This window comes from Cloacibacterium caeni (assembly GCF_907163125.1).
Lineage (GTDB): Bacteria > Bacteroidota > Bacteroidia > Flavobacteriales > Weeksellaceae > Cloacibacterium > Cloacibacterium caeni_B.
This window is the reverse complement of record NZ_OU015319.1, coordinates 869,733-886,995: the sequence shown is the minus strand read 5'-3', so window position 1 is coordinate 886,995 and position 17,263 is coordinate 869,733. Positions and strand designations below refer to the sequence as shown.

Here is a 17,263-nt window from a genome sequence, read left to right as displayed (position 1 = left end):
TAAACGTAGAACATGCCAGTTTTTAAACCATTTAGAGGAGTTAGACCGCACCCTGATTATATTGATAAATTCCCAACTCATCCTTTGGATAATTTTACGCAGGAAGAAATCAATAAAAAAGCGACGGAAGACTCTTCTTACATACAGATGATTAAACCATATGTATGTAGCAAATCAAAAGATGTTGATAGAAATCTACGAAAAGTAAGAAGCAATTACGAAGAAATGTTGGGCGACAATAAACTTCTTCAAGACAGCTCTTCTTATTATTTGTATGAGCAAATTTTACCCAATAAATCTGTTTTCAGAGGATTATTAGGATTGACAAGTGTGGAAGATTTTTGGAACGGAAAAATCAAAAAACATGAATCTACCCTTACTTATAAAAAAGAAAAACTCGCTCATTTCTTAGAGAAAGTTTCACTTCAAGCAGAACCGGTTCTTCTTACCTATCAAGCTAATTCTAAAATAGAATTACTGATGAACCACGAAGAAAAAAATGTTCCCATCATTAATCATACAGACGAAACTGGAGTAAGACACAAAGTATGGAGAATAGACAATCGTCTAAAACTTCAGCAATTTAAAGAAGTAATAGACCAAATTGATTCTTTTTATGTAGCTGATGGTCACCACAGAATAGCTTCTGCAGCATTATACGCTCAAAAACACAAAGAAAAAAACAAAAGACATAATGGCAATGAACCTTATAATTTTGTTTTCAGTTTTATTGTTTCTAGTCAATCGATTAAAATTAATGACTATAACAGAGTTGTAAAAGATTTAAACGGAAATTCTGAAGAAGAATTTTTACAAAAAGTATCAGAGAACTTCCTTATCCACGAAAAAGGTGAAAACGCTTACTATCCATCACAGAAATTCCACATTTCTATGTATTTGGGTGGTAAATTTTATTCACTGCACGTAAAACATAATCTCAGAGATTTAGACCAAGGATTAGATAATGTAGACCATCATTTATTAGACAAATATATCTTCAAACCTATTCTCGGAATTAATGATTATGAGGAAGAAGAAAACAGCAAAATGAATTTTGTAAAAGGAAATTCTAATATTGAAGGCATCATCAAACTCAAAGAACAAGTAGATTCTGGCGATTATTCCGTTGGCTTTGGATTGTTCCCAGTAAGTTTTAACGATATTACCAAACTGGCGAATCAGAATTTGCAAATGCCTCCAAAATGTACTTACATAGAGCCAAAACTGGTTACTGCACTGTTAATGTACGACATGGATTGGTAATTTTTCTTGATTTATTACAAAAAAATAGTACTTTTAGATTTCCAAAAAGAAATCAGAACATGAAGAAACTACTTTACATACTTCCGCTCTTTTTGGGCGGATTTTTTTGGTCTCAAAATTTCAAACAAGATTCTCTTCAATTCAAGAAAATTTCAGACGAAATTTTGGTCAATGGTAAATCTTATGAAGACCTAAGAGAATTAACCAAAGACATTGGCAGCAGATTATCCGGAAGCAGTAATTACGAAAAATCTGCAGACTGGGCGATGAAAAAATTGCTAGAAGCTGGTGCAGACCAAGTTTGGTTTCAACCTGTAATGGTAAACGTATGGACTCGAGGTGATGAATCTTTAAAATTAAGAGTGAATCACGGAAAATGGAAAGAAGTAAAGATGCTTTCCTTAGGCAATTCTGAAGGAACCAAAGGTAAAGATTTAGAAGGAGAAGTGATTTTAGTAAAAACTTTAGAAGATTTCGAAAAATTACCAGATTACTCCGTAAAAGATAAAATTGTGTTTTTCAACTATGCCTTTAAACAAGAGTTTGTGGTAACCGGACAAGCTTACGGAGATGCTGGAAAATACAGAAGAGTTACTCCATCTGAAGTAGCAAAAAAAGGCGGAAAAGCCGTAATTATTCGTTCACTTACTTCTTCTTTTGACGATGTTCCTCACACTGGTTCTACTCGTTACGAAGATGGAATTCCTAAAATTCCTGCCGTTGCAATTGGTGCAGAGTCTGCGGATTATTTAGAAGAAATTTTACTCAAAAAACAAAAAGTTCAAGCCATTCTCAATTCTAATTGTGGAATGAACGGACAAATGATGACCAAATCTGTCATTGGCGAAATCAAAGGAAAATCAGACGAAAAAGTAATTGTAGTTGGCGCACATCTCGATTCTTGGGATGTAGGTGAAGGCGCTCATGATGATGGTGCTGGAATTGTACAAAGTATAGAAGTACTGAGAACTTTCAAAAGTTTAAAACTCAAAAATAATCATACCATAAGAGTAGTTTGTTTTGCCAATGAAGAAAATGGTGTAAGAGGTGGAAGAACGTACATGGAAACGGTAAAAAAATCTGAAGAACCACACATTTTTGCTCTAGAAAGTGACAGTGGAGGTTTTACACCGAGAAGTTTTAGCTTAGGAATGCATCCTGACAAAGCCAAATCTATGAAATCTTGGGAAAAACTTTTTAACCCATACGGAATTTATGAATTTGCAGGAGATCATTCTGGCGTAGACATAGAACCATTGAGAGAACTTAAAATTCCTGCATCTGGATTGGTAACAGATTCACAAAGATATTTTGACATTCATCATACTCCAGAAGACACTTTCGAGAAAGTAAATCGCAGAGAATTATTGTTAGGAGCTGTTGTTATGACACAACTTATTTACATGGTTGATAAAAATTGGTAATGAAAAGACCTCCATTTCACAAAAGTGTTTATTATGCTTTCAAAGGACTTTTTTGGATGCTAAAAACCGAAAGAAACTTTCAGTTAGAAGTATTAGCTCTTGTTATTAATTTATTTTTAATAGTTTATTTCGAATTAAATTCTACAGACGCTGTTTTAATTTTTATCGTTTGTTTTTTGGTTCTCATTGCAGAAATCATCAATACAGCCATTGAAAAAATTTGTGATTTCATAGAACCAAATTTCAATAAAAAAATAGGCTTAATCAAAGATTTAGCAGCAGCAAGTGTAGTAACAGCTACTCTACTTTCCTTAATTACAGGAGTTTTAGTCTATTCAAAATATGTTTTTTAGAAAATTTTAAAAATTTTCGGGGAAAGTTTTTACGGCTTCGTCGCAACCCAATTTAAAGATTTCGTTCATTCTGGCTTTATTGCTCTCGAACATTCCATAATTAGATAATTCTTTGGGAGAGATAAACCAATCACAATCTTTGAATTTATAGTTTTCTACACTGTGGCTCAGCAATTCATAAGCTCTGGTAGAAACTGCTTTGATACTATTGAGCTGTTTGCCTTCAATATCTTGCAATGGCGAAACATTTACTCCAATTAGTTTTTCACATTTCTCTCTGATGAGATTTGAAGGAAAATTATTCAAAATTCCGCCATCGCTTAATAACATTCCATCTTTTTGGAAAGGGCTTGTCAAACCAGGAACCGAACACGAAGCTATAATAGCATCTAACAAATAAGTGTCTCCATCAAAAACGTGCGTAACGCCTTGAACCAAATCAGTCGCTGTAATCAGCAATTCTAATTTTAAATCTTTAATTTTAATTTCTCCAATAATTGGTTTCAAGTATAATCTAAAAACTTCAGAATTGATAAATCCCGGTTTAGTCAAGGTAAAATGTTTCCAATTGAAAAAATAAACCGATTTAAAAAAATCTAAAATCTCATCTGGAGACTTTCCAAAAGAATACAATCCGCCAACAATTGCACCAGCACTCGTTCCTGCAATGACTTCTGGAAAAATATTTTTTTCTTCTAAAAATTTCAGTGCACCAGCTTCTGCAATTCCCTTAGTTCCACCACCAGAAAGTACCAAACCAATTTCTTTCTTCATATTATTATTAGTTTCATTTGTTAAAATTAAAAAAACCACAGCAAAAACTGTGGTTTTTTTTGTATTTATTACATAAATATTAAATGTGAATCACTTCTCCGTAAGCAGCCGCTACAGCTTCCATAATTGCTTCAGAAACAGTTGGATGCGGGTGAATAGATTTGATGATTTCGTGACCAGTAGTTTCTAATTTTCTAGCAACCACCGCTTCTGCAACCATATCTGTAACACCATCTCCAATCATGTGGCAACCTAACCACTCTCCGTATTTTGCATCAAAAATTACTTTGATGAAACCATCTGTATTACCATTTGCGGTAGCTTTACCAGATGCTGAAAGTGGGAATTTACCAACTTTAATTTCGTATCCTTTTTCTTTAGCTTGCTTTTCAGTTAAACCAACAGATGCAATTTCTGGATGACAGTAAGTACAACCAGGAATATTTCCGTAGTCAATTGTTTCTACGTGCATTCCTTTGATTTTCTCTACACAAGTAATTCCTTCTGCTGAAGCTACGTGAGCCAAAGCTTGGGTAGGAATTATATCACCAATTGCATAATAACCAGGAACAGAAGTTTGGTACCATTCATTTACCAAAACTCTACCTTTGTCTGTAGCAATTCCTACTTCTTCAAGTCCAATGTTTTCAATATTTGCAGCAATACCCACTGCCGAAAGTAGAATATCTGCTTCTAATGTGATGTTTCCATCTTTGGTTTTTACATTAGCTTTAACACCATTTCCAGAAGTATCTACAGATTCTACAGATGCATTGGTCATGATATCAATTCCAGATTTTTTAAGAGATTTTTCTAAGTGTTTAGAAATTTCTTCGTCTTCTACAGGAACGATATTTGGCATGAATTCTACAATCGTCACTTTAGTTCCCATTGTATTATAAAAATCTGCAAACTCTACTCCGATTGCTCCAGAACCTACTACAATCATAGATTTCGGTTGAGTAGGCATTGACAAAGCTTGTCTGTAACCAATTACTTTTACTCCATCTTGTGGAAGATTTGGTAATTCTCTAGAACGAGCTCCAGTTGCAATGATAATATGATTTGCTGAATATTCAGAAACTTTTCCTTCTTTATCTGTTACCGAAACTTTTTTGCCTTTTTGAACTTTGGCAGTTCCCATGATAACGTCAATTTTATTTTTCTTCATCAAGAAAGAAATTCCACCACTCATTTTAGTAGCAACTCCTCTACTTCTAGCAATTACATTAGGAAAATCAAAACTTCCCTCTACTTTATTAAGACCGTAATCTTCGGCGTGTTTTATATAGTTAAAAACTTGAGCAGACTTCAGTAATGCTTTGGTAGGAATACACCCCCAGTTTAAACAAATACCACCTAGATTTTCTTTTTCTATGATAGCCGTTTTAAAGCCTAATTGTGATGCTCTAATTGCGGTTACGTAACCACCAGGTCCAGAACCTATAACAATAATATCGTAATTCATTTCGAGATTAAATTTTTGCGAATTTACGGAATTTTTCAGAAAATTCGGGTTTTACTATGATATAAATATGATTTTTTGAAACAAAAAAACAACTCCTAATTTGAGTTGTTTCTTTATTTAACTTAATAAACTTCTTGTACTTTTATATTAGGGCAGTTTTTCTCTATCCAAGCGGCATCAAATTCCTTGATTTCTCTTCTTTCTCCTTTGTAAATATAATATTCATTAGGCGTTTGTGAGTTTCCATCAATCACTTTTGGCATTTTATTGATGATTTTTTCTTCTGGGCAATCTTGGATTTTTGCAACAGCACAACTCGAAAGCGTAAAAGCTGCTATAATTACAAATAATATTTTCATTTTTTAAATTTTTGGAAATTGAGAAGGGTTCGCTTCATGAAAAACTGCATATATTTTCTCAACCATATCATCTACAGATGGTTTTGAGAAATAATCTCCATCACTTGCATAAGCTGGTCTGTGATCATTTGCTGCAATCGTTAACGGAGCTGAATCCAAATATCTGAATGCTTTTTGTTTTTCTACAATTTGCTGAAGAATAAATGCAGAAGTTCCGCCTTCTACGTCTTCGTCTATAATTACTAAACGATTGGTTTTCTTCACGCTTTCAGCAATTTCATGTGAAATATCAAATGGAATTAGAGACTGAATATCAATTACTTCCGCAGAAATTCCTAATTTTTCTAATTCTTCGGCAGCTTCCATTACCAATCTCCAAGTAGAACCATACGTTACTAGAGTAACATCTTTTCCTTCTTTAGTTACTTCTATTTTACCAACTGGAACAGTGAACTCACCTAAATTATCTGGTTGTTTTTCTTTTAATCTATAACCATTGAGCGTTTCTACAATAATTGCTGGTTCATCACTCTGAAGCATCGTGTTATAAAAACCTGCTGCTTTAGTTAAATTCCTAGGAACCAAAACATTCACCCCTTTTACTAGGTTAATAATTCCAGCCATTGGTGAACCAGAATGCCAAATTCCTTCTAATCTATGACCACGAGTTCTGATGATAACTGGAGCTTTTTGCCCACCTTTTGTTCTGTAATGAAGTGTGGCCAAATCATCACTAATTCCTTGTAAACAATACAAAATATAGTCTAAATACTGAATTTCTGCAATCGGACGAAGTCCACGCATCGCCATACCAATTCCTTGACCAAGAATAGTAGCTTCTCTAATACCAGTATCAGCTACTCTTACTTTTCCGTATTTCTCCTGAAGTCCCTCTAAACCTTGGTTTACATCACCAATATTCCCTGCATCTTCACCGAAAACCAAAGTTTCAGGATATTTTTCAAAGATTTTATCAAAATTATTTCTTACCACTACTCTTCCATCTACCATTTCAGAATTTTCTGAGTAAATCGGTTTTACTTCTTTTACATTGGTTGATTTCCATTCAGACTCTGAATACAAGTGTGAAGAATAATTATCTTTTTCTTGCGCTAAAAGTTGTTCAAATTTAGAAGCAAGCCATTGTCTTTCAGTAGATTGATGAGTTCTAGTCAAAAGCAAAGTTTTTCTCATCAAACTGAATACATCCTTTTTAGCATAAGAAATCAAAGAACCAAATTTTTGCAGTTCTGCTTCTACTTCGCTATTCTGAGATTTTAGATTCTCTACTAACGGAAGTACTTCATTTTTAAGAACTTCTATAGAATTTCTATAATTTTCCCAAGCTTTTTTCTGACCGTCTTTTGCTATTTTTTTAGCTTCTTTTTCTATATTTTCAAGTTCTTCTACTGTAGCTAAAATTTCTTCTTTTCCTTCTATTTCAATAGAATAATTAAGAATCCATTCTTTAAATTTTTCTAAGCCGTCGAAATCTGCTTCCCATTTTAGTCTTTCTTCAGATTTATATCTTTCGTGAGAACCAGATGTAGAGTGACCTTGTGGTTGAGTTACTTCTGTCACGTGAATTACCACAGGAATAGATTCTGTTCTTGCAAAATGTTCGGCTCTAGCATAAGCGTCTAGAAGTGCAGGATAATCCCAAGCTTTTACTTGAATAATTTCGCAACCTTCTGTTTTTCCTTCTTTTCTTTGAAAACCAGAAAGCATTTCTGCCATGTCTTCTTTTGCTCTTTGGTCATGAGTAGGAACAGAAATTCCGTAACCATCATCCCAAATGGATAAAATCATTGGAACTTGTAAAGCACAAGCTGCGTTCAAAGTTTCCCAGAAATGGCCTTCTGCAGAAGACGCATCACCGATGGTTCCGAAAGCAACCTCGTTTCCATTATTGCTGAATTTTTCTGAACCGTGAAATTTTACTGATTTGTAAACCTTAGAAGCTTGAGCCAAACCTAGTAGTCTAGGCATTTGTCCTGCAGTTGGCGAAATATCTGATGATATATTTTTAATTTGAGTTAAATCTTTCCAAGTTCCATCTTCATTTAAACTGCGCGTTGCAAAGTGACCATTCATTTGTCTACCAGCAGAAGCAGGTTCTCTTTCTACAGAAGTATCTGCATACAATTGTGCAAAGAAACTCTCTACCGATAAAGCCCCAACTGCTAATGCGAAGGTTTGGTCTCTATAATAACCACTTCTAAAATCTCCATTTCTAAAAACTTTTGCCATGGCTAATTGTGGTAATTCTTTACCATCACCTACAATCCCGAACTTAGCTTTACCTGTTAAAACCTCTCTTCTTGCCATGTAAGACATTTCGCGAGAAATTCTACCTAGTTTATAGTCTGCTAATATTTGATTCTTAAAATCTTGAAAAGAAACTGTTTGTGTTTCGATATAAGTAGTTTGCATATCTTGGATAAGGATTTTTACAAAGATAATAAAATTATGGAATTGATAAAATAAATTGATTTTTTTGATTATTTTTCAATTACAAAACAAAACACAATATTTCTAGTGAAATACTGTGTTAAGCTCAACTTAATTAATATGAATGTATGAATAATTGTGATGATGTCTTTAAAAAATCTCCTTCGCTGCTCTGAGAACAAACAGCGAAAGGAGAAAACACAAACGATGAAAAAAAATTTTATTTTACTTTTATTAGATATATTTTAGCTGAATATTACTTATTAAGAAATATTAATGCTTCTTCTTCATTATGTAAAACTACAGTAGTCTTATTTTCATTACTATTTCTTAATTTTCTTTTATTTTGTATAATTTCTAAAATCTCAATGTCATTTTTACTCAAAACATCATCAGATTTCCCTGAACTATTTGATTGTTTAAATGATAATACTGCGATTGAAGCCAATGCTAACAATATTGGTGTAAATTTTTTCATAACAGTAAATTTTTAAATTAATATTTTAAATTTCTAAGATTAAAATATGGTTATGAATATAACAAAGTACATCTTAGATATTTCTTTAATTTGTATTTTAAAATTTTCATTTAAAAATCTCCTTCGCTGCTCTGAGAACAAACAGCGAAAGGAGAAAACACAAACGATGAAAAAAAATTTTATTTTACTTTTTATTAATATTATTTTTAAATCTTTCAAAAAATTTAAATAAAAAAATCTTCAAAAATCTCTTTCGCTGTTCTGAGAACAAACAGCGAAAAGAGAAAACACAAACGATGAAAAAAAATTTTATTTTACTTTTTTTATTAGATTTATATAAATTATCTTGGTGGCTTTACAATTTCATCAAATGATAAAACAGTTGAAAGAGAATCAGTTCTTAAAACTTGAGTTTTTATTGAAATAGTATCTTTTTTATTTTTATTATTTAATTCTCTTAAATCTCTATTCTTTTGTATTATATTAAGAGTTTGAATATCTTCATTACTTAGAATATCTTCATTTTGTCTACATGATACAAATAAAACACTTAACGCACTAACGGATAAAAGAATAATTTTTTTCATAACTAATTTTTTTACAAATGTATCATGAAACAACAGCTACAAACAAATTTTTCAACTGTCATTTCATAAAATATAAGTGTTGTTTTATAAAAAAACTGTTTTGTTTTAGAAAAAATAACAGTATTATTGTAAAAATAATTTATTATTAAATTAAAATAAATAAAGAATTCTGTTATTAATCAAAATGAATCAGCACTTTAGCATAAAAATATTGTTTTTTTTGATTCTACTTATTTCAAATATTTTTTTCTCTCAAAATAATAATATTGAGTATTTAAATTATGTAAAAATTGAGAAAAAAATTGATAGTTTATATGATATAAACCATAATGAAGGGATTAAGCTTGTCAAATTTTACATAAAAAAATCAAAAAAAGATAAAAATAATGAAGCATTATTTTATGCATATCGTTATGCCAGTAAAATTTTTAGCAGTCCTCAGAATTTTCAATACACAGATAGCGCTTTAATTACCAGTAAAATTTCTAATAATAAAAATCTAATAACAGATGCTTATTTGAATAAAGGAGTTGTTTTAATGGATGCTTCTTTGTATAAGCTCGCATTAGATAATATACTTACAGCTAATAAATATTCATTAGATTTAAAAAATCCATATATCACTAATAAGACAAAATATTTTATTGCTCAAAACAAAATTTATCTTGGATTATATGAAGATGCAAATGAAGAATTATTACAATGTATTTCATATTTCAGAGAAAATGTAAATAAATCATCTTTAGGTGAGGATAATGAAAAATATTATCTCTATAGCCTTATGAGCATTTTAGATACTAATACTAAAATAGGAAAACACTCTCAAAATAAACCATTTCTAAATGAAGCTTACAGCTACATTGATAATAAAGACTTAAATATATATAAACCATATTTTATTTCTTGTGATGGCGTAGATGATTATTTTTTAAAAAATTATAAGTCAGCTATAAAAAAACTTTCTGATGCTATTAGATTATATAATGATCAATGGCCGCACATTACTGATATTTTTTACATTGGCCTTTCCAATTGGAAACTTGGGAAAAGAGATGTAGCAGTTAAATATTTTGAGGAAATAGATAAAGAATATGACAAATCAAAAAAATTAAATCCTGAATTTAGACCAGCATATGAACTATTAATAAAGTATAATGACTCTATTGGTAATAGAGATAAGCAATTAAAATATATTAATACTTTAATGTCTCTTGATAAAAATTATGAGAAAAATTATAAGTACTTATTCTCTAAAATTAACAAAGAATATGATACTCATAAACTCATAAATGAAAAGAACAAAATTGAAAGTTCTCTAAAAAATCAAAGAACTATAATTAGTTTAATATTATTAATAACCATTCTTGCATCATTATTCTATTGGAATCGCTATAATTCTTTACAAAAAAAATATAAAGAAAAATTTGAAGAAATTATCTCACAGAAACCTATTTCAGAAAAAATAGAGACAATTGCAGAAGTAGAATTAAAAAAAGAGACTCAAGACCTAAAAACTCTTAAAATAAACGACAAAATAAAAATTACCGCTCCAAAAAATTCTTCTGAACTAGAATTCTATAACAAAATACCTGGTCTCAATCCTATTTTAGTTCAAAATATTTTGCAACAGCTAGATAAATTTGAAGAAGAACTTAGATTTACTGATAATCAAATGTCATTGAGACTTTTAAGTGAAGAATTTAACACCAATATACCTTATCTTTCTAAAATCATTAATGTGTACAAAGGAAAGAATTTTAACTATTATATTAATGATCTAAGAATCGACTATATTATCGAATTACTCAAAAATGATGCTACCTATTTAAACTATGATATCAAAAATCTAGCATCTCTAGCAGGCTTTACGAATGCGGTAAACTTCTCTGACAACTTCCAAAGAAAATTTGAGATTAAACCTTCTTTCTTCATTAAAATGATGAAGGAAAATATTAAAACACATTCTTAAAAACATCTAAATAAAAAAACTTCAACATTTTCATGTTGAAGTCCCCCTTTGAAGAAATACTTTACTATTCGGAATAGTAATGTTTTTTTTTGGTCATTAAATCTTACCTCTTTTTATTGTGTTTTATAAGATGAAGCAAAACTACACTTTCCATTATTCCTTTACTAAAAAGTGAACTCGGAATTCATAAAAATCAACCGGGATTTTTTGAAAAAATATCATATTTCTTATTCCATTTTTTTGTTTTATCATTGTAGAAAAGTGAAAAGTGAAAACAAAAATCAATAACTATCTAATAATCAAAAACTTATTTTTTGCAGTTCTGTTTTTTTCCCAAATCTCAATAAATGCTCAAGAAAAAAAATTAGAAGATTTATCATTTTTAGAATTAGAACATAAAATTGATAGTTTAGTTTATAACAATGCTAATGCATCGCCATTAATCCAATTTTATATCAAAAAATCCAAGAAAGAAAATAATTTAAAAGCATTAGTTTATGCCTACAGATATGCCAGTCAAAATCCTTCTGAAAAATATAAAGTCAAGTATTCTGATAGTGCTATATTAGTTGCTAAAAAAATAAATGATAATTCTATACTCGCAGAAGCATACATTAATAAATCTACTCTACTTATTGCAAAAAACCAACACGATGTTGCTTCTAATTATCTAATGCTTGCTAACAGAATTGCAGAAAAAACAAATGATAATTATTTAAAATATCAAACAATTTATTCTATTGCTCAAAATTATTTGTATTTAGGTCGATTATCTGATGCCAAAAAGGAATATGAAAAATGTGTAAATTTCTTTTCTGTAAATCTTGATAAATCGCAGACCTACGGGAAAAATTATGAAATGATGTTTATGTACTCTTTAATCAGTTTGATTGACATCAACTCAAAATTAAATCAATTTTCTGATAATAAAATATTATTAAAAAAAGCTTTTCAATATATTAAAGAAAACAATTCTAATTTTTATTATGCATATTTTATTTCTTGCGAAGGAACCAATGCTTATTTTCTCAAAAATTATTTTTTGGCTATAGAAAAATTGAAGAAGGCTCAAACTTTATACCAAGATAGTTGGCCTCACTATACAGAAATTTTCTACATAGGAATGTCTTATTGGAAATTAGGAAACAAAAAAGAAGCTGTAAAATATTTTGAAAAATTAGACAAAGAATATTACAAAGACAAAAATCAAGACCCTCAGTTCAGACCTGCCTACGAATTACTTATAGAATACTACGCTTCTAAAAATAACACAGATAAACAACTCGAATACATTAATAAATTAATGTCTCTAGATAAATCCTACGAAAAGAACTACAAATATCTTTTTGCCAAAATTCATAAAGAATATGATACAAAAAAATTGATTGACGAGAAAAACAGTATTGAAACCAACTTAAAAGTTCATCAATACCTCACGCTTTTTGTAATCATTATCAGTATCGTACTGATTTCTTTTTCTACTTATAAATATTTCCAAATGCAAAGGAAATATAAAGAACGTTTTGAGCAAATCATTTCAAAAAATACAGAAATAAAGAAAATCCCAGTTACTATTGTTGAAGAGGATAAAACTGTAATTCCAAAAATTGCGGGAATTAGTGAATCAACCATCACAAATATTCTAGAAGAATTAGAAATTTTCGAAAAAGAACAACAATTTCTAGATTCTAAAATCACTCAAAAATTACTCTGCGAAAAATTGGGAACCAATCCTACTTATCTTTCCAAAATTATTAATGCTTCTAAAGGGAAAAATTTCAGTAATTACCTCAATGACTTAAGATTAGAATATATTGTAGAATTGCTCAAAACAGAGCATCAATTTTTAGAAAAAGAAATTAAAGAATTGGCAAATATTGCAGGATTTACGAATGCAGAAGCATTTTCAGATAATTTCCAGAGAAAATTTGAAATTAAACCTTCTTACTTCATTAAAATGATGAAGGAAAATATTAAAACTTCCTCTCTATAACGTAATCAAGCATCAAATTAAGAGAATGTTTCGCGTCAGAATCAGGGAATTCTGCAAGAATATTTTTTGCTTTTTGCTGAAAATCTTTCATCACACCAATTGCGTAATCCAGTCCTCCAGAATTTTTCACAAATTCTATCAGCTCTTTTACGCGTTTTTGATCGTTATTATACCTTTTAATAGTATTGAAATAGTACTTTCTATCCGCTTCATTCGCCGTTTTCAGAGTATGAATAAGCGGCAAAGTCATCTTTTGTTCTTTAATGTCAATTCCAACTGGTTTTCCAATAATATTTTTAGAAAGATAATCAAACAAATCGTCTTTGATTTGGAATGCCATTCCTGTATAAGTCCCGAAATCTTGCATTTTTTTGGCTAAAACTTCATCAGCGCCATTAGACAAAACACCTACTTCGCAACAAGCAGCAATAAGTGTAGCCGTTTTTTGACGAATAATTTCATAATAAACGTCTTCAGTAATATCTAATTTTCTAGCTTTTTCTAATTGAAGCAACTCACCTTCAGACATTTCTCTGATGGTTCTAGAAATAACAGCCAATAAATCAAAATCTTTATTATCAGTAGAAAGTAAAACTGATTTAGAAAGCAAATAATCACCTACTAAAACTGCGATTTTATTTTTCCATAAAGCATTGATAGAAAAGAAATTACGACGTTTAAAACTTTCGTCTACTACGTCATCATGAACCAAAGTAGCGGTGTGAATCAACTCAATCATAGAAGCGCCTCGAAACGTCTTTTCGTTTACATTTCCTACCAATTGAGCGGTAAGAAATACAAACATAGGTCGCATTTGCTTTCCTTTGGTGGTTACAATAAAACGAGTAACTTTATCAAGCAAAGGAACTCTACTTTGCATAGATTCATAAAACTTTTGTTCAAAAAGTTTCATTTCTTCGTTAATCGGTTTCTTGATTTCTTCTACGATGTTTGACACGCTATAAATTGAATGATTATTGACAATAATTATAAAATCATACAAATATAATTAATTAAAACTATACTTACATAATCCGTTGAATGCAATAAAAAAATTATTTTAACTTTTCGAATGAAATAAAATACAAACGTTGTTTTACACTGAAAATAAACTTAGAAAAATCTTCATTTGAAATGTAAATCCCCTCTTTATTCACTGCAATTCCTTCTACTTGACCTATTGAAAGAAAAGAACCTAACTTATACTTTTTCAATGGTTTAGAGAAAAATAATCCTTCAGAATTTTCCTCAAAAATCATCATATACACTTTCGCTTTTCTAGTATAACCTACCACATAAAGTTTTCCTTCAAAATAAGCAGCATCTGTAATGACAAATCCTGCATGAAAAGATTCCAAACTTACAAGTGATTGATTTTCTGAATTTTGTAAGTCAATAGTATAATGAGAAATATTTTTAAAACTCCATTCTTTAGAAAAAACATGAACTTTTTCATTAAGGAAAATCATGGCTTCTGCATCAAAATTATGAGAAAGATATCGCGTAGAAAAATCGTCTTGTGCAGAATAATTAAAGGAATTTTTAGAATAATTTCCCTGAAAATCAGTTTTATAAATAGCTAAATCTTTTCGATTTCCTGCATTATTGCCAAAATCTCCTATATAAAAATTTTCACCATCACTGGTCATAGCTTCCCAATCTTTATTCGGAAAATTAATTTTCAGTTTTGATAAAATTTTACCAGAAATTTTATCAATTTCAAAAATTTCATTGGTATTTCCGCCATCGTTTAAAGTATAGAGTTTATCTTTAAGAAAAGTAAGACCAGATGTTTCTTTCAAAGAATCTGATAACGTGGCAATTTTGTATTTCCTAAGAGCTAACTTTTCTGTTTTTTGAGAAAAAGAAAAAAGAAAACTAAAAAATAGAAAAACAAGAATGAATTTTTTCATAGAGTTTATTCTCCAGAATTTTTGTTGGCCAATTGTCCACAAGCTGCATCTATATCTCCACCTCTACTTCTTCTCACCAAAGCTGTAATTCCCGCTTTTTCTAATTCACGAACATATTTTTCTTCGGCTTCTACACTTCTATGGTCAAATTTCCCTTCGCCAATAGGATTATATTGAATCAAATTCACTTTACAAGGAACTTGTTTACAATATTTAATCAAAGCTTTTATATCTTCGTCACCATCATTAATTCCTTTCCAAACACAATATTCAAAGGTGATTCTACTTCCAGTTTTATCATACCAATATTGCATCGCTTCCATAATTTCTGTTAACGGAAATTTTGTGGAAAAAGGCATAATTTCATTTCTTTTATGCTCTATTGCAGAGTGAAGAGAAAGTGCTAATTTGACCTTTAGATTTTCATCAGCAAGCATTTTCATCATTTTCGGAATTCCAGAAGTAGAAACGGTAATTCTTCGTGCTGACATTCCCAAACCGTCTTCTTGAGTGATTTTTCTGATGGCATCTACTACGTTTTTATAGTTCATCATAGGCTCTCCCATTCCCATAAAAACGATGTTTGACAAAGGTCTATCAAAATATAGTTTGCTCTGTTTATCAATCAGGGCAACTTGGTCTACAATTTCGGCAACTTCTAGATTTCTCATCCTTTTGAGTTTTGCCGTTGCACAAAATTCACAGTTTAAACTACAACCTACCTGTGAAGAAACACAAGCGGTAGTTCTGGATTCTGTAGGAATGAGAACAGATTCTACCAAAAGTCCATCATGAAGTTTTACTCCATTTTTGATGGTTCCATCTTTAGATTTTTGTAATAAATCTACAGAAATAGGATTAATGGTGAATTCTTGAGAAATTTTTTCTCTCAACTCTTTAGAAAGGTTGGTCATTTCATCTATGGAATGAAGATTTTTAGACCATAACCAATCATAAACCTGTTTCGCACGAAAAGGTTTTTCGCCAAGAGTGACAAAATATTCTTTGAGTTGTTCTAAACTTAATGTTCTGATGTCTTTCAAAATAATTTTAGATTTTAAATGATAAATTTTAGATTAAAAATATAGCGGACTACATAATTAATCTAAAATTTAAAATCTATAATTTATAATTTCTATAGAATCAACATTGCGTCTCCGTAAGAATAGAATTTATATTCATTTTTCACGGCTTCTTCATAAGCGTGCATGATAAAATCTGTTCCTGCAAAAGCTGCAATCATCATAATTAATGTAGATTTTGGCGTGTGGAAATTGGTAATCATAGCGTTTGCTACCCCAAAATCATAAGGTGGATAAATGAATTTATTGGTCCAACCTTGGTAAGCAGAAATCTTTTTGTTAGAAGAAACAGAAGTTTCTAATGCTCTCATTGTAGTAGTTCCTACAGCACAAATTCTTCTATTTTCATCAGCTGCTTTGTTGATAATATCAGCAGTTTTTTCGTCGATAATTGCTTCTTCACACTCCATTTTGTGCTTAGAAAGATCCTCTACTTCGATTGGGTTAAATGTTCCTAAACCCACGTGAAGTGTAACTTCTGCAAAGTTAATTCCTTTGATTTCTAGACGCTTCATTAAGTGCTTAGAAAAGTGTAAACCTGCAGTTGGAGCAGCTACTGCACCTTCTATTTTAGCATAAATCGTTTGGTAACGTTCTGCATCTTCTGGTTCTACTTCTCTTTTGATGTATTTAGGAAGTGGAGTTTCTCCCAATTCTTTTAATTTAGCACGAAATTCTTCGTAAGAACCGTCAAATAAAAATCTTAGCGTTCTGCCTCTAGAAGTAGTATTATCAATAACTTCTGCAACCAAAGATTCATCTTCTGTAAAGAAAAGTTTGTTCCCAATTCTAATTTTACGAGCTGGATCTACTAATACGTCCCAAACTCTGGTTTCTTTATCCAGTTCTCTTAATAAGAAAACTTCGATTTTAGCACCAGTTTTTTCTTTATTTCCGTATAGTCTAGCTGGGAAAACTTTGGTATTGTTAAAGATAAATAAATCGTCTTCGTTAAAATAATCGATAACGTCTTTAAATAGTTTATGTTCAATGGTTTGTGTCTTTCTGTCAAGAACCATTAATCTTGCTTCGTCTCTGTGTTCTGAAGGGTGTTCAGCCAATAAATGTTCTGGCAAGTGAAAATTGAAATCAGATGTTTTCATAAAATTTACGGATTTTATTTAAATTTTTTAAGCCTGCAAATATACG

Annotated in this window: 15 protein-coding genes; 5 read left to right on the top strand and 10 right to left on the bottom strand. The window is 30.5% G+C overall.

Going from position 1 to position 17,263, the window contains the following annotated elements:
• Positions 1–12 precede the first annotated feature (12 nt).
• From KKQ79_RS04050 to KKQ79_RS04040, 3 genes are read left to right on the top strand one after another with little or no spacing between them, the layout of a single operon-like run.
• Entirely contained in the window at positions 13–1,263 is a 1,251-nt protein-coding gene (locus tag KKQ79_RS04050; protein WP_213189096.1) for a DUF1015 domain-containing protein, read from the top strand.
• 59 nt (positions 1,264–1,322) lie between these two features.
• Positions 1,323–2,687: a M20/M25/M40 family metallo-hydrolase gene (locus KKQ79_RS04045; protein ID WP_213189095.1), complete on the top strand. Its 1,365-nt coding sequence runs from the start codon at positions 1,323–1,325 to the stop codon at positions 2,685–2,687.
• Positions 2,687–3,040: a diacylglycerol kinase family protein gene (locus KKQ79_RS04040; RefSeq protein WP_213189094.1), complete on the top strand. Its 354-nt coding sequence runs from the start codon at positions 2,687–2,689 to the stop codon at positions 3,038–3,040. The genes KKQ79_RS04045 and KKQ79_RS04040 overlap by 1 nt, the downstream gene beginning before the upstream one ends.
• Before the next feature lie 6 nt (positions 3,041–3,046).
• Here the strand turns inward: KKQ79_RS04040 and KKQ79_RS04035 are convergent, their stop codons facing one another.
• From KKQ79_RS04035 to KKQ79_RS04010, 6 genes are all read right to left on the bottom strand, one after another.
• Positions 3,047–3,814 carry a patatin-like phospholipase family protein gene (locus KKQ79_RS04035; protein WP_213189093.1) on the bottom strand — a complete coding sequence of 256 codons (768 nt, stop codon included), beginning with the start codon at positions 3,812–3,814 and terminating at the stop codon, positions 3,047–3,049.
• 79 nt (positions 3,815–3,893) lie between these two features.
• A complete protein-coding gene (lpdA, locus tag KKQ79_RS04030; RefSeq protein WP_213189092.1) occupies positions 3,894–5,282 on the bottom strand; it encodes a dihydrolipoyl dehydrogenase in 1,389 nt (462 codons plus the stop codon).
• 122 nt (positions 5,283–5,404) lie between these two features.
• Positions 5,405–5,641 (bottom strand): hypothetical protein, encoded by a 237-nt coding sequence (locus KKQ79_RS04025; protein WP_213189091.1) that lies wholly within the window; start codon positions 5,639–5,641, stop codon positions 5,405–5,407.
• A gap of 3 nt (positions 5,642–5,644) precedes the next feature.
• Entirely contained in the window at positions 5,645–8,074 is a 2,430-nt protein-coding gene (locus tag KKQ79_RS04020) for an alpha-ketoacid dehydrogenase subunit alpha/beta (protein WP_213189090.1), read from the bottom strand.
• A gap of 274 nt (positions 8,075–8,348) precedes the next feature.
• Complete coding sequence (locus KKQ79_RS04015; protein ID WP_213189089.1) at positions 8,349–8,570, bottom strand: hypothetical protein; 222 nt, start codon at positions 8,568–8,570, stop codon at positions 8,349–8,351.
• Between the two features lie 341 nt (positions 8,571–8,911).
• Positions 8,912–9,157, bottom strand: coding sequence for a hypothetical protein (locus KKQ79_RS04010; RefSeq protein WP_104792739.1), 246 nt, complete (start codon positions 9,155–9,157; stop codon positions 8,912–8,914).
• Between the two features lie 184 nt (positions 9,158–9,341).
• On the opposite strand from KKQ79_RS04010, the gene KKQ79_RS04005 reads away from it, so the two are divergent.
• Both KKQ79_RS04005 and KKQ79_RS04000 read left to right on the top strand, forming a co-directional pair.
• Positions 9,342–11,126, top strand: a complete 1,785-nt coding sequence (locus KKQ79_RS04005; RefSeq protein ID WP_213189088.1) for a helix-turn-helix domain-containing protein — start codon at positions 9,342–9,344, stop codon at positions 11,124–11,126.
• A 268-nt stretch (positions 11,127–11,394) separates the two neighbouring features.
• Positions 11,395–13,119 (top strand): helix-turn-helix domain-containing protein, encoded by a 1,725-nt coding sequence (locus KKQ79_RS04000; protein ID WP_213189087.1) that lies wholly within the window; start codon positions 11,395–11,397, stop codon positions 13,117–13,119.
• On the opposite strand, the gene KKQ79_RS03995 is transcribed toward KKQ79_RS04000, so the two are convergent.
• The 4 genes from KKQ79_RS03995 to queA form a co-directional block, all read right to left on the bottom strand.
• The gene (locus tag KKQ79_RS03995; protein ID WP_213189086.1) at positions 13,100–14,077 is read right to left on the bottom strand and encodes a polyprenyl synthetase family protein; all 978 of its coding nucleotides are present in this window, start codon (positions 14,075–14,077) and stop codon (positions 13,100–13,102) included. The two genes, KKQ79_RS04000 and KKQ79_RS03995, sit on opposite strands and share 20 nt — an antisense overlap.
• Before the next feature lie 97 nt (positions 14,078–14,174).
• The gene (locus KKQ79_RS03990; RefSeq protein WP_213189085.1) at positions 14,175–15,032 is read right to left on the bottom strand and encodes a hypothetical protein; all 858 of its coding nucleotides are present in this window, start codon (positions 15,030–15,032) and stop codon (positions 14,175–14,177) included.
• A gap of 5 nt (positions 15,033–15,037) precedes the next feature.
• A complete protein-coding gene (gene rlmN / locus KKQ79_RS03985; RefSeq protein ID WP_069799345.1) occupies positions 15,038–16,075 on the bottom strand; it encodes a dual-specificity RNA methyltransferase RlmN in 1,038 nt (345 codons plus the stop codon).
• Positions 16,076–16,167: 92 nt separating this feature from the next.
• On the bottom strand, positions 16,168–17,217 hold the full coding sequence (queA, locus tag KKQ79_RS03980; protein WP_069799285.1) for a tRNA preQ1(34) S-adenosylmethionine ribosyltransferase-isomerase QueA: 1,050 nt from the start codon (positions 17,215–17,217) through the stop codon (positions 16,168–16,170).
• Between the last annotated feature and the right edge of the window lie 46 nt (positions 17,218–17,263).